Source organism: Arthrobacter sp. UYP6 (assembly GCF_040547315.1).
Classification (GTDB): domain Bacteria; phylum Actinomycetota; class Actinomycetes; order Actinomycetales; family Micrococcaceae; genus Arthrobacter_B.
On record NZ_JBEPPM010000002.1, the window covers coordinates 145,140 to 162,734 of the forward strand.

Below are 17,595 nucleotides of genomic sequence, written 5' to 3' on the forward strand. Positions count from 1 at the left end.
CTGTGACTGATCTGCCCGACCTGCCCGTGACCCTTGACGACATAGAGGCAGCCGCAAAACTCCTGGACGGGGTCATTGCACGGACGCCCATTGAGCTCTCCCGGGCATTGGGGCGGCAAACGGGCTCCAACGTCTACTTCAAGTGCGAGAATCTTCAGCGCGCTGGTTCGTTCAAAGTCCGCGGAGCTTACGTTCGGATGGCAAAGCTCTCGCCGTCCGAGCGTGACCGCGGCGTTGTTGCCGCCTCCGCGGGAAACCATGCGCAGGGTGTGGCGGTTGCTGCAGCACGGCTGGGAATCAAGGCCCGGATCTTCATGCCGCTGGGGGTGGCGCTGCCCAAGCTGGCGGCGACCCGGGGCCACGGAGCCGAGGTGGTCCTGCACGGCCACAATGTGGACGAAGCCCTCGCTGAGGCCCAGCGCTATTCCGACGAGACGGGCGCCGTCTTCGTGCATCCGTTCGACAATGTAGACGTGGTGGCCGGACAGGGAACCATCGGCCTGGAGCTGCTGGAACAGATTCCTGACCTGGACACCGTCATCATGGGTGTGGGCGGCGGGGGCCTGCTGGCCGGCGTTGCCGTTGCCATCAAGTCACGGGCCAAGGAACTGGGCCGCGAGGTGCGCATCATCGGCGTTCAGGCTGAAAACGCCGCCGCCTATCCGCCGTCTCTGGCCGCTGATGCCCTGGTGCCGCTGACGAAGGTGTCCACGATCGCGGACGGCATCGCCGTCGGACGTCCGGGCCAGCTGCCCTTTTCCATCATCAAGGAACTGGTGGATGACGTGGTGACGGTCAGCGAGGACTCGCTGGCACGGGCACTGATTTTCCTGCTCGAGCGCTCCAAGATGGTGGTGGAACCCGCCGGGGCCGTGGGCGTAGCCGCGCTGATGGACGGCAAGATTGAGAACCCCGGCAACACCGCCGTGATCCTCTCGGGTGGAAACATCGACCCGATGCTGATGCTCAAGGTGATCCAGCGCGGCCTCGCCGCCGCCGGACGGTACCTGGTGGTGCGGATCCTGTTGGATGACCGGCCCGGCTCGCTGGCGACCATTTCACGGATCATCGCTGAGTCTGACGCCAATGTCACCGGGGTGGACCACACGCGTGTAGGCGGTTCGATCAGCATGGGCGACGTGGCCATCACCATCAACATGGAAACCAAGGGCCATGAGCACTGTGAACTGGTGCTGAACAACCTGCGCGCTCAGGGGTTCCAGCCAATCGTCCTGCACGGGTAGGGCATGCTCGCCAAGCGGGCCAGGACGGCCCTGTACATATCGCTCGGGCTGGCCGCGCTGATGTGGTTGTGCTATTTTCTGGCCCTGTTCATCGGACCGGCGTCCCTGCGTGAGCTGGGCATCCTGCCGCGCAGGGTGGACGGACTTGACGGGATCGTCTTTGGCCCGCTGCTGCACGTCGGCATTAACCACCTGCTGGGAAACACCCTGCCGCTGGTGGTCTTTTCCTTCCTGGCTTTGCTGGAAGGTGTCCGGCGGTATTTCGTGGTGCTGACCGTGTCCTGGCTGGCGTCAGGGGTGGGCGTCTGGCTTTTTGGCGGCGGGCTGACCGTGGGAATGTCCGGCGTGGTGTTCGGACTCTTCGCGTACCTGATGGTCCGCGGAATCTACAACCGGGACCTCCTGCAGCTGCTGCTCGGCGGCGTCCTGTTCCTGATCTACGGGTCGCTGCTGTGGGGCGTGTTGCCGGTAAACATCGGTGTCTCCTGGCAGGCCCACCTTTTCGGGGCCGCGGGAGGCGTACTGGCAGCGGTGCTGCTCAGCCGGCACCGAAAGAACCTGCGCACAAGCAAAAGCGGGCCCTCCCGGTGGGAAGGCCCGCAGTAGCGGTGCGGTGAACTAGCCTGCGTAGGGCTTGGCGGAGATGATCTCCACGGAGATGTCCTTGCCGTTCGGGGCCGTGTAAGTGGCGGTGTCGCCGGCCTTCATGCCCTGAATTGCCGCGCCCAGGGGCGACTTTTCGCTGTACACGTTGATGTCCGAGTCGCCGGCAATTTCACGGCTTCCCAGCAGGAAGGTCTCCACGTCGCCGGCAACCTTGGCTTCCACCAGCATGCCGGGTTCCACCACGCCGTCGTCCGCCGGGGCTTCGCCAACATGCGCGGTCTCCAGGAGGTGGGTCAGCTGACGGATCCGGGCCTCAGCCTTGCCCTGCTCTTCCTTGGCCGCGTGGTACCCGCCGTTTTCCTTCAAATCGCCCTCGGAACGCGCCTGCTCAATGCGGGCAACGATTTCCGTGCGGCCGGGGCCGGACAGGTGATCCAGTTCCGCCTTCAGGCGGTCATAAGACTCCTGAGTGAGCCAAGCGGCAGGTGCGCTGTTGGTAGACACGGGTCTCTCCTTTTAAGTGACAACCGAACCAAAAGAGTCCGGTTGGGCAGGCTGATTTCGCTGTAGGGGCCGGAATGGCCTGACAAGCAAAGACCCCGCCGGGCGGTGACCGGTCACTGGGCTGATCACCTGGGCGGGGCATAACGTAGGCTCCATACTAGTCAGCCAAACCCAATTACCCAAGAACCCGGCGATCGGGGTCAGGCGAACCTGCTCCGGGCTAGTCGTCCAGGAGCCAGCAGGCGTTCACTCCGCCGGTCACGCCCAGAGAGTCGGTGCGGACGTCCAGCCGCTGCCCGGTGGTTGCTTCCTCCGCCGGGCCAATGGTGACCTGCTTCCAGCCCACCACGGCGTAGCTTTCGTTGAGCACCTGGATGGCGCAGGACGCGCTGTCCTTTGGATCCTTGGTGACCTGGAAGTCCACGGTGGCATGCTCGGCGTCGATGATGCTGAATCCCACATCCTTGAAGGACACTTCACCGCCGGGTGAGGGCATCGCCAGATAGGCTGCCCCACCGCATCCCAGCACCACGGCAGCTATGGTGGCAACAATTTTGGCCCGGCGGGACAGTCCCGGCTTGGGAGCGCCGTACCGATTGGCTAATCTTGATGCGGACGGTAAACCATCCGGGATCTGCTCGGGGGCTGGCTGCTTGACAGGACCTTCCTCAGTGCTCACTGCTTCATTTTATCCGAGTTTCCCCGTCCGATATTCGCCGACCTTCTCAGGAGCTGCTTCGTGTCGACCGTCCTGCTTGATAATTACCACCGCCAGGAACCGCTGCGGCTGCTTGCAGTCCATGCCCATCCCGACGACGAGGCCAGCAAGGGGGCAGCGATGATGGCCTTTTATGCTGCCCAGGGCGTGGAAGTCATGGTGGCTACCTGCACCGGCGGTGAGCGTGGCAGTGTGCTCAATCCCGCATTGGAGTCCAATGCGGCTGCCAAGCGGGACCTTGCCGGACTGCGGCGCACGGAAATGGCCAATGCGCAGCGGGAGCTGGGCATCCGGCACCGTTGGCTGGGGTTCATGGACTCCGGCCTCCCGGAAGGGGATCCGCTGCCGGATCTGCCCTTTGGCTGTTTCGCGCTGGAGCCCCTCGGGCGTGCCGCCGCGCCCTTGGTTAAGCTCGTCAGGGAATTCCGTCCGCACGTGATCGTCAGCTACGACGAAAACGGTGGTTATCCGCACCCGGACCACATCATGGCGCACAAGATCGCCGTTGAGGCCTTCAACGCCGCGGGGGACGCGGAACGATACCCCGGGACGGGCGAGCCCTGGGAACCGCTGAAGCTGTACTACGACCGTGCCTTCAACCCCGAACGCTTCACTGCCCTGCATCATGCGCTCGTGGAGGCGGGTGTCGACTCGCCTTACGCCGAACGCATTGCCGCATGGCAGGAAGCGGACGCCGAGGGCCACCAGCTGCCGGTGCCGACGCATCCGACCACTACCCAGATCCCCTGCGGAGACTTCTTTGAAGCCCGTGACCGGGCCTTGAAGAGCCACCAAACCCAGGTTGACCCGGACGGATTCTTCTTTGCCGTGGACGCCGAGACCCAGCGGACGATCTGGCCCTGGGAGGACTATTCGCTGATCACGTCCAAAGTGGAGACCGGGCTGCCCGAGACCGACCTGTTCGCTGGCATACGATAGAGGGCAGGGACGGCGTGAAGCCGCCTGCTGCCAAGAGAGAGAAACACCGTGAATTTCCTGTACAGCCTGCCCCTGACCGTTTCCCCCGGCCCCGAGGACGGCGAGCTGAAAACCGGCCTGAGCATCGCGGATGTCACCCCCGGTCTGCTGGGCTTCCTGGCGACCCTCTTCCTGGCGTTGGCGGTGGTGTTCCTCATCCGTGACATGGTCAAGCGCATTCGCCGGGTCCGGTACCGCGAACAGGCCCTGACCGGCGTCGGTTCTGACGTCTTCATTCCCAGCAGCGAAGACGTCAACAGCGTCAACACCGTCAATGCGGCAACCACCGCCGAAACCGGCGCTGAGTCCGCGTCCAAGCCCGCGGTCGATGGTGACGACATCACCCCGGGTTACTACAAGCGCGGCTAAGGGCACCCATGGCCAGCAGACTGCTCAGGGAGGCTTCGGCCTACCTGCGCCAGCATGCCGGCAATCCCGTGGACTGGTGGCCCTTTGGTGACGAGGCTTTCGCCGAGGCACGGCGGCGGAATGTTCCGGTGTTCATATCGGTGGGATATGCGGCGTGCCACTGGTGCCATGTCATGGCCCACGAATCTTTTGAAGATCCGGCCACCGCGGACTATCTCAATGAGCACTTCGTCTGTATCAAGGTGGACCGCGAGGAACGCCCGGATGTGGACACCGTGTACATGGCAGCCACTCAGGCCATGACCGGCCAGGGCGGCTGGCCGATGAGTGTTTTCACCCTTCCGGACGGGCGTACGTTTTATGCGGGAACGTACTTTCCACCGCGGCCGGTTCAGGGCATGCCATCCTTCAGGCAGGTACTGGAAGCCGTGTCAGCAGCCTGGTCAGAGCGGCCGGAGGAAGTTCAGCGCAGTGCCGCCCAGCTTGCGGCGCATCTGGCCTCTGCCCAGGAGGGAAACCGGCGTCTGCTGGGCCCGCTCCTGGACGCCGGGGCCCTGGCCGCGGGCAGCGCGGAAGCCGAGGAAGAAGCCGCTGAGTCCGGCCGCACCCTGTCCGCTGCCGTCCAGACGCTCGCCGGTCTTGAGGACCGGCAGTACGGCGGCTTCGGCGGTGCACCAAAGTTTCCACCCTCCACCGTGCTGCGGTTCCTGCTGGCCCACGCCCGCAGCGGAGGCTCCACTGCCGGGGAAGCAGCTGCGCTGGCCGAAAGAACACTGGGCGCCATGGCCCGCAGCGCACTGTATGACCAGCTGGAGGGCGGGTTTGCCAGGTACACCGTGGACCGCCGCTGGGCGGTGCCGCACTTTGAAAAGATGCTTTATGACAACGTCCAGCTGCTGGCGCTTTACGCGCAGTGGACAAGGCTGGCCCGTGATCCCGGCGACCGCCGGCTGGCGCTGCGGGTGACACGTGAGACGGCGACCTGGATGCTGGACCGGCTGCGCGTGGAGGGAGGCGGATTTGCGTCCTCCCTGGACGCGGACACCGTCATGGAGGGCCGCCGGGTGGAAGGCGGAACCTATGTCTGGACTCCGGCGCAGCTGGACCAGGTGCTGGGCGCGGAGGCGCGGTTAGTGCTGGACCTGCTGGATCTGGAATCCGGCACCATGACTGGGCACGGCGGAACACCGGACCCCGGCCGAGACAGTGCGAGCACCCTGCATTTTGGGCGTCCGCTCAGCGAAGACGAAGAAGATGTGTGGCTCCGGCACCGGCCGTCCCTGCTGGCCGCCCGGAACCGGCGCCCGCAGCCGGAGCGGGATGACAAGGTGGTGGCCGGGTGGAACGGACTTGCGCTGGCAGCGCTGGCTTCGGCCGCGGTCGCACTCTCCGACGCCGGGGAGGAGGAGGACGCGCAGCGTTTCCTTGGCGCAGCCAGGGACGCTGCGTCGTATCTGCTGCGGGTGCATCGGGCCGGCCCCACACTGCGGCGGGTGTCCCACGACGGCCGTGCGCAGGGCATTGAAGGCCTGCTCGAAGACTACGCAGCCGTGGCCGAAGGGCTGTTTGCCCTCTACTCCGCCACGGGCGAGGATCAGTGGTATGCGGCGGCGGAGTCTCTGGTCCTGGCAGCGGAGAGCCGGTTCCTGGCCTCCGACGTGCTGCAGGACACCGCACTGCGCCCTAACCAGCTGGTCAATGCCCAGGGTCCGCATGCCGCCGCTGACCCCCTGGACGGGCCCACTCCCAGCGGTGCCGCTCTCTTTGCCGGTGTGCTGCTGACCTATTCCGCGTATTCGGGCTCGCTGCGGCACCGGGCGCTGGCTCGGTCACTGCTGCGATACGTGGACGTGGTGGGAGCGCAGGCGCCGCAGGCCGCCGGCTGGGCGCTGTCGGTGCTGCAGTTTCTGCAGGAGGGTCCACGGGAGCTCGCGGTGACCGGGACGGATGCCTCGGCAGTTCAGGAGTTGCTGCGGGCAGCGCGCGACGTCGGGGGGCCGGGACTGGTGACGGCCTGGCGGATTGTCGGGGACGCGGCTACCGTCAGTGAAACCCGGGTGCCGCTGCTTCAGGGGCGGGACCCTGGAGCCGTACCGGCGGTGGCCTACCTGTGCCGGGGCATGGTTTGCCGCCGGCCGGTCAGTACCGCGGCACAGCTGCGGGAGCTGCTCGCAGAAGGATGAGGCTAGGAAGCGCCGACTGAAAGCACGGCCATGAGGATGGCAACGTAGTGGCAGGCGAACCCGGCGAGGGTGAAGGCATGAAAGATCTCGTGGAAGCCGAACCAGGCCAGTGACGGATTGGGCTTCTTGAGGGCATAGACGACCGCGCCGGCGATGTAGAAGGCGCCTCCCACACAGATGAGCACGGCGGCCGTCGGATTGATGCTGAAGAAATCCGGAATGTAGACCAGGGCCGCAAGTCCAAGTGCAATGTAGACCGGGGTGTAGAGCCAGCGCGGTGCATTCAGCCAGAGCAGGCGGAACAGGACACCTGCCACGGCGCCGCCCCAGATGAACCACAGCAGGACTTTGGCTTTCTCCGGCGCTAGCAGCGACCAGGCCAGCGGAGTGTAAGACCCGGCAATGACCAGCATGATGTTGGTGTGGTCCAGCCGCTTGAGGATTTTTTTGACCTTGGGCGACCAGTTGCCGCGGTGATAAACGGCGGAAACGCCAAAGAGCAGCACCCCGGTGACGGCGTACACAGCCGACGCAATCCGGGTTCCGGTGGTGGGGGCAAGAACGATGAGCACAATGCCGGCTGCCAGCGCAAACGGGGCAGCGCCGGCATGGAGCCAGCCGCGGAATTTCGGTTTGATCTCCAGAGCATCGGCGGCGCGTTCCACTGCGGATTCAACCGGACCGGGAGCGTTTCGGGAGCTGGGATTGTGCTCCGGCGGAGCGGACGACGATGAAGATGTCATGGAAAAATCCTAACCTACGAGCAGGTAAGTTACGGTTCGGTAGGTGGGAGGGCCGAAACGGTTTCGGCGGGCGCGGGGCTTCACCGGAAGTGCTGGCATGTTTTTGGGAATACACTTTTTAGTGCGCCTCCCACCACCGCGGAGACGTTTCATTCCGCCACAGAGGACAGGCAGGTGCGGCTCCGCATGAGGTTTCCGGGCGTTGTATATGCCTTCTACGAGCGCAAGCTGCGCCGCAGCCTCACGCCTGACCGCATCCCCGCACACATCGGCGTCATGGTGGACGGGAACCGCCGATGGGCAAAACTGGCCGGCGCGCCCACAAGTGACGGCCATCAGGCGGGCGCAGACAAGATCCTGGAATTCCTTGGATGGTGCCAGGAGCTTGGAGTGCGGCGGGTGACGCTCTATATGCTCTCCACGGACAACCTGAACCGGGATCCGGATGAACTCGACCCGCTTCTGGACATCATCGGCAACACGCTGGACCGGTTGGGGGAGAAAGGGGACCTGCGGGTCAACGCCGTGGGCGCCCTGGATATCCTGCCCGCCAACCTGGCTGAAAAGCTCACGGCCCTGGGCGCCAGCACCAGCGGCGCCAGCGGTTTGCACGTCAACGTGGCGATCGGCTACGGCGGCCGGCGGGAAATTGTGGATGCCGTCAAGGAACTCCTGAACGACGCTACGGCGCAGGGAAAATCGATAGCAGAGATCACCGAGGAACTCTGTGACACGCAGATTTCCGAGTACCTCTACACCCGCGGCCAGCCGGATCCCGAGCTGGTCATCCGTACCTCGGGCGAACAGCGGCTCTCCGGTTTCCTGATGTGGCAGAGTGCGTACAGCGAGTTCTATTTCTGCGAAGCGCTCTGGCCCGACTTCCGCCGCGTGGACTTCCTCCGCGCCCTGCGTGACTATGCCAGCAGGCAGCGCCGCTTCGGTTCCTGATCCGGAGCCCGTATCCCCGGGCGGGGTACCCCGTGAACACTGTCCGGGTACCCCGTGAACACTGGGTAAACTCACGGGAACCGGACAAAAACAGGACCGTGTCCTCCTGCGGCCCGGGGTCGGTCCGGCGTACCTTGGTGCTATTGATCAGCGACCTGCTGATGGAACCGGAGGCCGGAGCCCAAAATGATGTGCCCAGAACCATGCGCACAGAATCTGGTGCAGGAAGGCCGCGTTTGCGCCTTTCCGGCCTGCGGACCTCCCCGCCCAGCTATCCGGGGCACCGCCCCTGACTGGAGTTTCCGTGGCAACTTACTCCTCCCCGCGAACCTCTTCGGCCGCGACCGAGGCCGGCGGTGAACCGGCCGGCTATGTGCTGGATACCTCGGTCCTGCTCTCAGACCCCAGAGCAATCCTGCGGTTCGCCGAACACGAAGTGATCCTCCCGCTCGTCGTCATTACCGAATTGGAGAAGAAACGCCACGATCCCGAACTGGGATACTTTGCGCGCTCTGCGCTGCGCCTGCTGGATGACCTGCGGATCGAACACGGCGGGCTCAGCGCGCCCATTCCGCTGGGGGAGTCCGGCGGAACCCTGCGCGTGGAACTGAACCACGTTTCGGTGGACGTTCTCCCAGCCGGAATCCGCGGAACCGATAATGACAGCCGCATCCTCGCCGTCGCACGGAACCTTGCCGATGAGGGACGGAACATCACGGTGGTGTCCAAGGACCTGCCCATGCGCGTGAAGGCCTCGGCCATGGGGCTGAACGCCGAGGAGTACCGAAGCGACCTGGTCCGCGACACTGGGTGGACCGGCGTCGTTGAGCTCGATGTTGCCGAAGCCGATGTTGACGGCCTCTATGAGCACCGCCCGGTCTTCATCCCGGAGGCGGCGGAGCAGCCCGTGAATACCGGCGTGGTCCTGCTGTCCGCCAGGGGATCGGCGCTGGGACGGGTGGGTCCGGACAAACAGGTGCGGCTGGTACGCGGCGACCGCGACGTGTTCGGTCTTCACGGCCGCTCCGCCGAGCAGCGGCTGGCGATTGACCTGCTGATGGATCCGGAGGTGGGAATCGTGTCACTCGGCGGCCGGGCCGGGACAGGAAAATCGGCGCTGGCCCTGTGCGCGGGGCTGGAAGCCGTGCTGGAACGCCGGGAGCACCGCAAGGTGGTGGTCTTCCGCCCGCTCTACGCCGTGGGCGGGCAGGAACTGGGCTACCTGCCGGGGACGGAGGCCGAAAAGATGGGGCCGTGGGGCCAGGCGGTTTTCGACACGCTTGAGGCTCTGGTTTCCAAGGAGGTGCTGGAGGAGGTCCTGGACCGGGGCATGCTGGAAGTTCTTCCGCTCACCCACATCCGCGGCCGGTCCCTGCACGACTCCTTTGTGATCGTGGACGAGGCACAGTCCCTGGAGAAAAACGTCCTCCTGACCGTGCTGTCCCGGATCGGCCAGAACTCCCGCGTGGTCCTCACCCATGACGTGGCGCAGCGCGACAATCTGCGGGTAGGCCGTCACGACGGGGTGGCCGCTGTTGTCGAAACGCTGAAGGGACATCCGCTGTTTGGCCACATCACGCTGACCCGCTCGGAGCGCTCGCCGATCGCCGCGCTGGTGACCGAGCTGCTGGAAGACGGGCAGATCGGCTGAGGGCTGGTCTGTCCGGGCCCCCTACATCCTGCCGTAGCGGGCCCGGACCAGTGCGAAGAGTCCATAGAAGATCAGGCCCGCTGCTATGACCGCCACTATTGGCGGTCCTGCGGGGGTGTCCAGGAGCCGCTTGAGGCTGCCGTCCAGGCCAGTGGATTCCCTGGGGCTGTTATGGACGGCAGCAAGGATGAACAGGCCGCCGGCCAGGATCAGGGAGATACCCTTGGCGATGTGGCCGGTGAGCCCGAGCAGGTCAATGACCTGCCCGCGCTTGGTTCCCTTGAAGTGCCGCAGTTCGCTGCGGAAGTTGCGCCGTAGGCCCTTGTAAATGAAATAGATCCCGATGCCCAGGATCAGCAGGCCGACGGCGATCAGCGCCGGCATGCCGGCGGGGGAGGCCAGGACAGCGGTGCTGAAGGTAGCCGTCGAGTCGCCCGAGTCCCGGCCGCGTCCCCGGGCAAACGCGGCAAACGTCAGGGCCACACTGCCGTAGATCAGAACCAACGACCCCGACGACACTGCCTTGGACAGCCGCTTGCCCGTGGATTTGCGGCGCACCCGGACGGTGGCTTCGCCCAGCTGCCACAGGGCCAGTGCGGCGCACGCCGCGCAGCCGCCCCACATCAGCAGGGGGCCCGCCGGAGAGGCCGCCAGTGGTTTCAGGGCGCCGCCGGTGTCCGCGTCGCCGTACCCGCCCAGCACCAGGCGCAGCGCTATGAAACCGATCAGGATATGCAGCAGCGCCATGACGGCAAAGCCGGTGCGCGCCAGCACATTCAGGCCGTCGCTGTTGGAGGCCCGTTCCAGGGTTTGGGCTGCGCTCTCAGCAACGATGCGGTCCGTCATCGGCTCGGCCCGGTACACCGACTGCGGCGACCACCGAGGCCGAGGTTACCACCTGGGTGTGGGCATCCTATGAGGCGTCGGATACGGCCAGAGTTCATGACGCAAGCGTAGTCCGAACGGCTGGGGTGGGTCCCTGGCCTCGTTCTGGAAAATCCCAGGAAATATGTTGACACCGTCAACAATTCCGGTAATAGTTTTTCTACATCGTGTTGAGACGTTTCAATGAGGAGACCTGCCGTGACCCGTTCCGAAAGACGCCGTATCCCCTGCTCACCTGGCGGATGTCCCCGGCTGCATAAGAGAATGGCCGCTGCCGCGGCCCTTCTCTTGGCCTTGACGGCGTCAGGCTGCGGATCTTCCGCAGCGCCCGGAACCGAAGAAACGGACGGACAGGTTGAGCTGCGCTTCTCCTGGTGGGGAAACTCGGACCGCGCGGAACTTACCCAGCGGGCGATCGACACTTTCGAAGACGCACATCCCAACATTACGGTGAAGCCGGAGTTCGCGGATTTCAACGGATATTTCGACCGTTTGGCCACTACCGTTGCCGGCGGCGACGCGCCAGACGTCATCACGCTGGGCGGGGCCTACCCCCGGGAATACGGGGACCGCGGCGCGCTGATGGACCTGACCGAGGTCAGCGGGGAGCTGGACCTGGGCAAGCTTCCGGAATCGGCACTGGCAAACGGCAACTTCAGCGGAATCCAGTACGGCGTGCCCACGGGCAACAATACCTACGCACTGCTGATCAACCCCCGCGTCTTCGAAGAGGCCGGCGTGCCGCTGCCGGACGAAGACACCTGGTCCTGGGAGGACTACGCGGAGACAGCCGAGGCGATCTCGGCCAAGTCCCCGGACGGCGTTTTTGGAACCGCCGATCCAACCTCCATGGAAGCGCTGGATGTGTACGCCTGGCAGAACGGGGAATCGGTGTACTCAGAGGACGGCGGAATGAACATCGAGGCGGAGACCCTGGCTGACTGGTGGGACATGACGGCGGAGCTGCGGGCCTCCGGAGCCGCACCGGATGCTGCCCTGTCCGCGGAACTCGACGGGCTGGCCGGGCCGGAACAAAGCCTTATGGGGCGCGGGCTTTCGGGGATGGAATTCGCCTGGAGCAATCAGTACGCCGCATACCAGAGCGCCTCGGGCGATCCGCTGCAGCTGATCCGTCCCCCGGGCGAATCCCATGCCCAGCCGGGCGTTTGGCTGCAGGCGTCCCAGATCTACTCCATCTACTCCCAGACCGAGCATCCCAAAGAGGCGGCTGCCCTGATCGACTTTTTGATCAACGACCCGGAGGCCGCAAAAATCATCGGAACTGACCGCGGCATCCCGTCCAACCCTGATGTGCTTGAAGCCATCCAGCCGGAGTTGACGGAGGCGCAGCAGGTGGAAAGCCAGTTTGTTGGGCGGATGGGCGAATACGCCAACCGGCCGCTGATCATCGGTCCGGTGGGTTCCACCAATACGCTGCAGATCCTGGAACGGGTGAACTCGGGAGTGCTCTTCGAGCAGATCACTCCCGAGGAGGCCGGGAAGCAATTCATCGACGAGGTCTCGGCGGCCATCGGGGCCAAGTAGGGGCGCCCGTGTCGCTTGTCCACAGGCCGGGGCCGTTGGAAATCCCTGACCGCCGCAGTGGGCTACGGTGTTCCCATGGTGGGGATCCTGGGGGAGTACCGGCTGCTGGGCGGCCCGGCATTCTGGGTGCTGTGCGCTGCCGCCGGATATTTCCTGGTGCTGGCAGTGCGGCTCAGCGCGGTGGACGCCGCCACACACCGCCTGCCCAATCGGCTGGTGCTCCCGGCCTATCCGGTGTCCTTGCTGCTGCTCGGAACGGCTGCCCTGGCCGCCGGTGAAACGTCCCGGATCACCGGGATGGTGCTGGCCGGCGTCGTGCTCTGGAGTGCCTACTTCCTGCTGCGCTTCAGCAACCCCTCGGGGCTGGGCTTTGGCGACGTCAAGCTGGCCGGAGTGTTGGGGCTCTACCTCGGATTTGCGGGCTGGCCGTATGTCCTTGCCGGCACATTCGCAGCATTCCTGCTGGGCGGACTGTGGGGTGTATGGCTGATTCTCTCGCGGCGCGGAACCACCAAAACAGCCATTGCCTTTGGGCCGTTCATGCTGGCCGGCGCAGCCCTGGCACTGGCATTGCCTGGCCTACAGTAGAGGGATGCCCACCCCAGATTTTGTCCTGTCCCTACGCGAAAAGATCGGCCACGACCTGCTGTGGCTCCCCGGGGTGACAGCGGTTGTCCTCAATGATCAGCAGCGGGTGCTGCTGGTGCGCCGCGCAGACAACGGCCGCTGGACCTTGATCACCGGGATGCTGGAACCGGGCGAAGAACCGGCCGCCGGAACCCTGCGCGAGGTTACCGAGGAAACCGGCGTCACCGCCGAAATTGAGCATCTCATCCACGTCGGATCCCACGGGCCCATCACCTTCCCGAACCACGACCAGTGCTCCTTCCTCAACGTGGCCTTCAGCTGCCGGTACGTGAGCGGCCAGGAACGGGTCAACGATGATGAATCCATCGACGTTGGCTGGTTTGCCCTGGACCGGCTGCCTGTGCTGAGCGAACGGCACACTTTACTGCTGAACCTGGCGCTGGCGGCCGACGGCGTCCCCTCCTTCGAACGCTGAACAGTTCGTGCGGCGTTGCCTCGTCGAGAGTAGCGTTCGTGCGGTTTTGCCCCGTCGAGAGTAGCGTTCGTGCGGCCATAACCGCCTGGAAGTCGCGTGTGCGCGGCACTCGGCGGGGCCATCGCTGGTTGCCTGCGGCACCGGGCCGGCTTAGCCGACGTTAGGGTTTCGAGAGGCCGAGTCCTGCAGCCCGGAGCCCTTCAGCCCAGTGTCTGACGGTTCGGTGTCCTTCACCTCGGCGTCCTTCACATCGGAGTCCGACGGTGCTGCGGCCGACGGCGTGGGGCCTGTCTGCAGTGCGGCCAGCCGTTCGGCTTCGAGACGATCCGCCTCGGCACCGCCCACGGCCTCGCCGCGGGCCACCATACCGGCCACGTCGGAGAGCGGAATCTGCTTCAGGAACAGCGCCAGCACCAGGGCGATAACCAGGAAGGGGATCAGGTACCAGAACACCGGAGCCAGGGAGTCGGCGTAGGCAGTGACGATGCCGTCGCGCAACTCCTGCGGCAGGGTATCCAGCACAGCAGGCTGCAGCGTGGCGGTGGCTTCTCCTGCGGCGCCGGCATCCAGGCCGGCAGCGGTGAAGGTCTCGTTCAGCTTCCCGGCAAGCCGGGAGGTGAACATCGCACCGAAGATCGCCACGCCCAGGGACGCGCCCACCTCGCGGAAGTAGTTGTTACTGGACGTCGCGGTACCAATCTGGTCCACGGGCACGGAGTTCTGCACCACCAGCACCACCACCTGCATGATGTAGCCCAGGCCGGCACCGAAAACGAACAGCTGGCCGCAGATGACCCAGACCGGGGTTTCGGCGGAAAGCGTGGTCATCCACAGCATTGCGGCGATCACCAGCACAGCGCCCATGATCGGGTACTTCTTGTACTTTCCGGTTTTGGTGATGGCCAGCCCGGAGTAGATCGAGGTGCCCATCAGGCCCACCATCATGGGAAGCATCAACAGACCGGAGACCGCAGCGGAGGTGCCGGTGGACATCTGCAGGAAGGTCGGCACAAAGGCCAGGGCGGCAAACATGCCCATGCCCAGGGTGAAGCCGATTGCGGTGGCGTTGACGAAAATGGGGTTCTTGAACAGGCTCAGCGGAATGATCGGATCCTCGACCCGCCGCTCGATCATCACAAATATCAAGGCAGCCGCCAGCAGGCCGGCGCCGAAGGCCAGGGTCATCGGATCCGTCCAGCCGTGATCGTCGCGGCCGCCGAAGTCGGTGAAGAAGATCAGGCAGGTGGTGGCGATGGAGAGGAAGACGACGCCGCCGGCGTCAATGCGCTTGATGGCCTTCTTGTTCGGCAGGGTCAGGGTGAAGAACGCCACCACAAAGGCGATGATGCCGATCGGAATGTTGATGTAGAACGCCCACTCCCACGTCAGGTGGTCCACAAAGAACCCGCCGAGCAGGGGGCCGGCAACGGCGGAGAGGCCAAAGATGCCGCCAAGCGGGCCAAGGTACTTGCCGCGCTCGTTGGCGGGCACAATGTCGGCAATGATGGCCTGGGACAGAATCATCAGACCGCCGCCGCCCAGGCCCTGGATGGCCCGGAAAATCACGAAGCCCCAGAAATCAGTGGCAAAGGCGCAGCCCACCGAGGCCAGCGTAAACAGGGCAATGGCGAAGAGGAAAAGGTTGCGCCGGCCCAGGACGTCACCGAATTTGCCGTAAATCGGCATCACGATGGTGGTGGCCAGCAGGTAGGCGGTGGTGATCCAGGTTTGGTGTTCGACGCCGCCCAGCTCGCCCACGATGGTGGGCATGGCGGTGGACACGATGGTCTGGTCGAGGCTGGAGAGCAGCATGCCGGCGATCAGCGCGGAGAAGATGATCCAGATGCGTTTCTGGGTCAGCAGCAGCGGCCCGGAGCCCTGAGTGGCAGTGGCGGTCATGAAGGGTCCTTGGGGGAGGGATCGGTCAGGGGGGATGTGGAGGCGAACACTTCGTGCATGGCGTTCACGGCTTCAGTAAGGATGGAACGGTAGGGGCGGGTGTTCCCGGGTTCAAAGAATGCCGGTCCGGCCTGCTGGGCCAGCGCGGTGAACAACGCCAGGGCGGCTTGCACCCGCGGGTCTTTAGGCGGCAGGCCTTCCCGGGCTGACAGGAGGCCGGCAAAGGTATCTTCGGCTTCCCGGGAACCGTGCAGTGCCCTTTCAAGGAGCCGCGGCTCGGCGGCGACGGCCAGCTTCAGCTGGACCATCTGGTCCCGCGACATCACCATGCGGTCCATCATGGCCGTGGCGAAATCCACGAAGTCGGACAGCAGGGAGGGTGACAGCGATCCTGGGTCGGAACCGGCTCCGCTGGAAATGAACTCCTCGGCCAGATCAGCGGGAATTTCGTCAGCGGGTGAACCAAGGACGGCGTCTTCCTTAGCGGGGAAATAGTTGAAGAACGTCCGCCGGGAGATGCCCACTTCCTCGCACAGTTCCTCCACGGTGTACCCCGAGAATCCGCGCTCAGCGGTCAGAATGCGGGCCGCGGTAATGATGGCGAGCTTGGTTGCGGTGCGTTTTCGCTCACGGAGGCCGCCGCCTTCAGTCAATGCACTATCAGTCACAAAGTAAATGTTTGCACCCTCGTACCCGAAGTGCAATTGCAGCAAAGCGGTGCAGAGACGCAGCAGGGCACCCGGCCAAAGGCCGGATGCCCAGCTGCCGCCGTCAGCCGCCTAAGCGGCATGACGCGAGGTGCTACTGAAGGAAGCCTGCAGGACTAGGCCTGCGGCGGCTTGGTCATGGACAGCACGTCCAGAGCCGTGTCGAGCTGCTCCACGGTCAGTTCGCCGCGCTCCACGTAGCCGAGTTCCTCCACAGCTTGGCGGATGGTCTTGCCCTCCTTGACCGCAAACTTGGCGATCTTGGCGGCGTTCTCGTAGCCGATGTACTTGTTCAGCGGGGTCACAATGGACGGGGATGCCTCGGCCAGGTAGCGGGCGCGCTCCACGTTGGCTTCGATGCCGTCGATCATCTTGTCCGCCATGATCCGCGAGGAATTGGCGAGCAGGCGGATGGACTCCAGCAGATTCGAGGCGATGACGGGGATGCCCACGTTCAGCTCGAAGTAGCCGAAGGTACCCGCCCAGGCGATGGCGGCGTCGTTGCCCACCACCTGCGCGGCAACCTGCATGACGGCCTCGGAGATGACCGGGTTAACCTTGCCCGGCATGATCGAGGAACCCGGCTGCAGATCGGGGATGGCGATTTCGCCCAGGCCGGTATTGGGCCCGGACCCCATCCAGCGCAGGTCATTGGCGATCTTGGAGAAGGAAACTGCGATGGTGCGCAGCATGCCGGAGACCTCAACGAGGGCGTCGCGGTTGGCCTGTGCCTCAAAGTGGTCGCGGGCTTCGGTCAGCGGCAGGCCGGTGTCTGCGGCCAGGATCTCGATAACGCGCTGCGGGAAGCCGGCGGGGGTGTTGATGCCGGTGCCGACGGCGGTGCCGCCCAGGGGAACTTCGGCGACGCGGGGGAGGGAGGCCTGAACGCGCTCAATGCCGTAGCGGACCTGCGCTGCGTAGCCGCCGAATTCCTGGCCCAGGGTTACCGGGGTGGCGTCCATGAGGTGGGTGCGGCCGGACTTGACGACGTCCTTGAATTCCACGGCCTTGCGCTCCAGCGAAGCGGCCAGGTAGTCAAGGGCGGGGATCAGGTTGTTCATCAGGGCCGAGGTGGCGGCTACGTGAACGGAGGTGGGGAACACGTCATTGGAGGACTGTGAGGCGTTGACGTGGTCGTTCGGATGGACCGTGGTCTCGCTGCCGGCTTCCTTGAGGGCGCGCGTTGCGAGCTCGGCCAGGACCTCGTTGGTGTTCATGTTTGAGGAGGTGCCGGATCCGGTCTGGAACACATCGATCGGGAACTGGTCATCCAGGGTGCCGCCGGCCACCAGGTCTGCGGCCTGCTCGATCGCCCGGGCGCGCTCGTCGTCGAGCACTCCCAACTCGGCGTTCGCGGTGGCTGCGGCCTTCTTGATGCGGGCGAGGGCCTCGATGTGTGCGCTGTCCAGCGGCTTGCCCGAAATCGGGAAGTTCTCGACGGCGCGCTGGGTCTGCGCACGGTAGAGGGCGTTGACCGGGACGCGGACCTCGCCCATCGTGTCATGTTCGATGCGGTATTCAGGAGTGTCAGAAGTCATGGTCCCAAGCCTAG

At 64.9% G+C, this 17,595-nt stretch carries 17 protein-coding genes; 10 read left to right on the forward strand and 7 right to left on the reverse strand.

The window, feature by feature from the left end:
* Positions 1-2 precede the first annotated feature (2 nt).
* Together ilvA and ABIB35_RS02495 are read left to right on the forward strand one after the other, a co-directional pair.
* Positions 3-1,244 (forward strand): threonine ammonia-lyase, encoded by a 1,242-nt coding sequence (gene ilvA / locus ABIB35_RS02490; protein WP_354178595.1) that lies wholly within the window; start codon positions 3-5, stop codon positions 1,242-1,244.
* A gap of 3 nt (positions 1,245-1,247) precedes the next feature.
* Entirely contained in the window at positions 1,248-1,850 is a 603-nt protein-coding gene (locus tag ABIB35_RS02495; RefSeq protein WP_354178596.1) for a rhomboid family intramembrane serine protease, read from the forward strand.
* A gap of 12 nt (positions 1,851-1,862) precedes the next feature.
* On the opposite strand, the gene greA is transcribed toward ABIB35_RS02495, so the two are convergent.
* Entirely contained in the window at positions 1,863-2,354 is a 492-nt protein-coding gene (greA, locus tag ABIB35_RS02500) for a transcription elongation factor GreA (protein WP_354178598.1), read from the reverse strand.
* A 220-nt stretch (positions 2,355-2,574) separates the two neighbouring features.
* Positions 2,575-3,033 carry a DUF4307 domain-containing protein gene (locus ABIB35_RS02505; protein ID WP_354178600.1) on the reverse strand — a complete coding sequence of 153 codons (459 nt, stop codon included), beginning with the start codon at positions 3,031-3,033 and terminating at the stop codon, positions 2,575-2,577.
* Between the two features lie 60 nt (positions 3,034-3,093).
* Between ABIB35_RS02505 and mca the strand changes: the two genes are divergently transcribed.
* From mca to ABIB35_RS02520, 3 genes are read left to right on the forward strand one after another with little or no spacing between them, the layout of a single operon-like run.
* Positions 3,094-4,011 (forward strand): mycothiol conjugate amidase Mca, encoded by a 918-nt coding sequence (gene mca / locus ABIB35_RS02510; protein ID WP_354178602.1) that lies wholly within the window; start codon positions 3,094-3,096, stop codon positions 4,009-4,011.
* Between the two features lie 48 nt (positions 4,012-4,059).
* Positions 4,060-4,419 (forward strand): hypothetical protein, encoded by a 360-nt coding sequence (locus tag ABIB35_RS02515; protein ID WP_354178604.1) that lies wholly within the window; start codon positions 4,060-4,062, stop codon positions 4,417-4,419.
* Positions 4,420-4,427: 8 nt separating this feature from the next.
* Entirely contained in the window at positions 4,428-6,602 is a 2,175-nt protein-coding gene (locus ABIB35_RS02520; RefSeq protein WP_354178606.1) for a thioredoxin domain-containing protein, read from the forward strand.
* Positions 6,603-6,604: 2 nt separating this feature from the next.
* Here ABIB35_RS02520 and trhA read toward each other — a convergent pair whose 3' ends face one another.
* Positions 6,605-7,345, reverse strand: coding sequence for a PAQR family membrane homeostasis protein TrhA (trhA, locus tag ABIB35_RS02525; protein ID WP_354178608.1), 741 nt, complete (start codon positions 7,343-7,345; stop codon positions 6,605-6,607).
* Between the two features lie 186 nt (positions 7,346-7,531).
* On the opposite strand from trhA, the gene ABIB35_RS02530 reads away from it, so the two are divergent.
* On the forward strand, positions 7,532-8,293 hold the full coding sequence (locus ABIB35_RS02530) for an isoprenyl transferase (protein ID WP_354178609.1): 762 nt from the start codon (positions 7,532-7,534) through the stop codon (positions 8,291-8,293).
* 373 nt (positions 8,294-8,666) lie between these two features.
* Positions 8,667-9,944 (forward strand): RNA 5'-3' helicase PhoH2, encoded by a 1,278-nt coding sequence (phoH2, locus tag ABIB35_RS02535; protein ID WP_354178788.1) that lies wholly within the window; start codon positions 8,667-8,669, stop codon positions 9,942-9,944.
* A 21-nt stretch (positions 9,945-9,965) separates the two neighbouring features.
* Here phoH2 and ABIB35_RS02540 read toward each other — a convergent pair whose 3' ends face one another.
* Complete coding sequence (locus tag ABIB35_RS02540) at positions 9,966-10,790, reverse strand: DUF1206 domain-containing protein (protein WP_354178611.1); 825 nt, start codon at positions 10,788-10,790, stop codon at positions 9,966-9,968.
* Positions 10,791-11,093: 303 nt separating this feature from the next.
* On the opposite strand from ABIB35_RS02540, the gene ABIB35_RS02545 reads away from it, so the two are divergent.
* The 3 genes from ABIB35_RS02545 to ABIB35_RS02555 all read left to right on the forward strand — a co-directional run bounded on the left by ABIB35_RS02545 (position 11,094) and on the right by ABIB35_RS02555 (position 13,437).
* A complete protein-coding gene (locus tag ABIB35_RS02545) occupies positions 11,094-12,374 on the forward strand; it encodes an ABC transporter substrate-binding protein (RefSeq protein ID WP_354178613.1) in 1,281 nt (426 codons plus the stop codon).
* A gap of 75 nt (positions 12,375-12,449) precedes the next feature.
* Complete coding sequence (locus tag ABIB35_RS02550) at positions 12,450-12,962, forward strand: prepilin peptidase (RefSeq protein ID WP_354178790.1); 513 nt, start codon at positions 12,450-12,452, stop codon at positions 12,960-12,962.
* Between the two features lie 4 nt (positions 12,963-12,966).
* A complete protein-coding gene (locus ABIB35_RS02555) occupies positions 12,967-13,437 on the forward strand; it encodes an NUDIX hydrolase (RefSeq protein ID WP_354178615.1) in 471 nt (156 codons plus the stop codon).
* Positions 13,438-13,587: 150 nt separating this feature from the next.
* On the opposite strand, the gene ABIB35_RS02560 is transcribed toward ABIB35_RS02555, so the two are convergent.
* The 3 genes from ABIB35_RS02560 to ABIB35_RS02570 all read right to left on the reverse strand — a co-directional run bounded on the left by ABIB35_RS02560 (position 13,588) and on the right by ABIB35_RS02570 (position 17,581).
* On the reverse strand, positions 13,588-15,336 hold the full coding sequence (locus ABIB35_RS02560; RefSeq protein ID WP_354178616.1) for an MDR family MFS transporter: 1,749 nt from the start codon (positions 15,334-15,336) through the stop codon (positions 13,588-13,590).
* Positions 15,333-16,004 (reverse strand): TetR/AcrR family transcriptional regulator, encoded by a 672-nt coding sequence (locus tag ABIB35_RS02565; RefSeq protein WP_354178618.1) that lies wholly within the window; start codon positions 16,002-16,004, stop codon positions 15,333-15,335. Before ABIB35_RS02565 ends, ABIB35_RS02560 begins: the two co-directional genes overlap by 4 nt.
* Positions 16,005-16,159: 155 nt before the next feature.
* Positions 16,160-17,581, reverse strand: a complete 1,422-nt coding sequence (locus tag ABIB35_RS02570; protein WP_354178620.1) for a class II fumarate hydratase — start codon at positions 17,579-17,581, stop codon at positions 16,160-16,162.
* Positions 17,582-17,595 lie beyond the last annotated feature (14 nt).

Coding starts and splice junctions, on each gene's coding strand:
- ABIB35_RS02555 (WP_354178615.1), top strand. CDS start 12,967: ATGCCCACCCCAGATTTTGTCCTGTCCCTACGCGAAAAGATCGGCCAC.
- ABIB35_RS02540 (WP_354178611.1), bottom strand. CDS start 10,790: ATGACGGACCGCATCGTTGCTGAGAGCGCAGCCCAAACCCTGGAACGG.
- ABIB35_RS02530 (WP_354178609.1), top strand. CDS start 7,532: ATGAGGTTTCCGGGCGTTGTATATGCCTTCTACGAGCGCAAGCTGCGC.
- ABIB35_RS02560 (WP_354178616.1), bottom strand. CDS start 15,336: ATGACCGCCACTGCCACTCAGGGCTCCGGGCCGCTGCTGCTGACCCAG.
- ABIB35_RS02520 (WP_354178606.1), top strand. CDS start 4,428: ATGGCCAGCAGACTGCTCAGGGAGGCTTCGGCCTACCTGCGCCAGCAT.
- ABIB35_RS02550 (WP_354178790.1), top strand. CDS start 12,450: ATGGTGGGGATCCTGGGGGAGTACCGGCTGCTGGGCGGCCCGGCATTC.
- trhA (WP_354178608.1), bottom strand. CDS start 7,345: ATGACATCTTCATCGTCGTCCGCTCCGCCGGAGCACAATCCCAGCTCC.
- ABIB35_RS02545 (WP_354178613.1), top strand. CDS start 11,094: ATGGCCGCTGCCGCGGCCCTTCTCTTGGCCTTGACGGCGTCAGGCTGC.
- ABIB35_RS02570 (WP_354178620.1), bottom strand. CDS start 17,581: ATGACTTCTGACACTCCTGAATACCGCATCGAACATGACACGATGGGC.
- ABIB35_RS02495 (WP_354178596.1), top strand. CDS start 1,248: ATGCTCGCCAAGCGGGCCAGGACGGCCCTGTACATATCGCTCGGGCTG.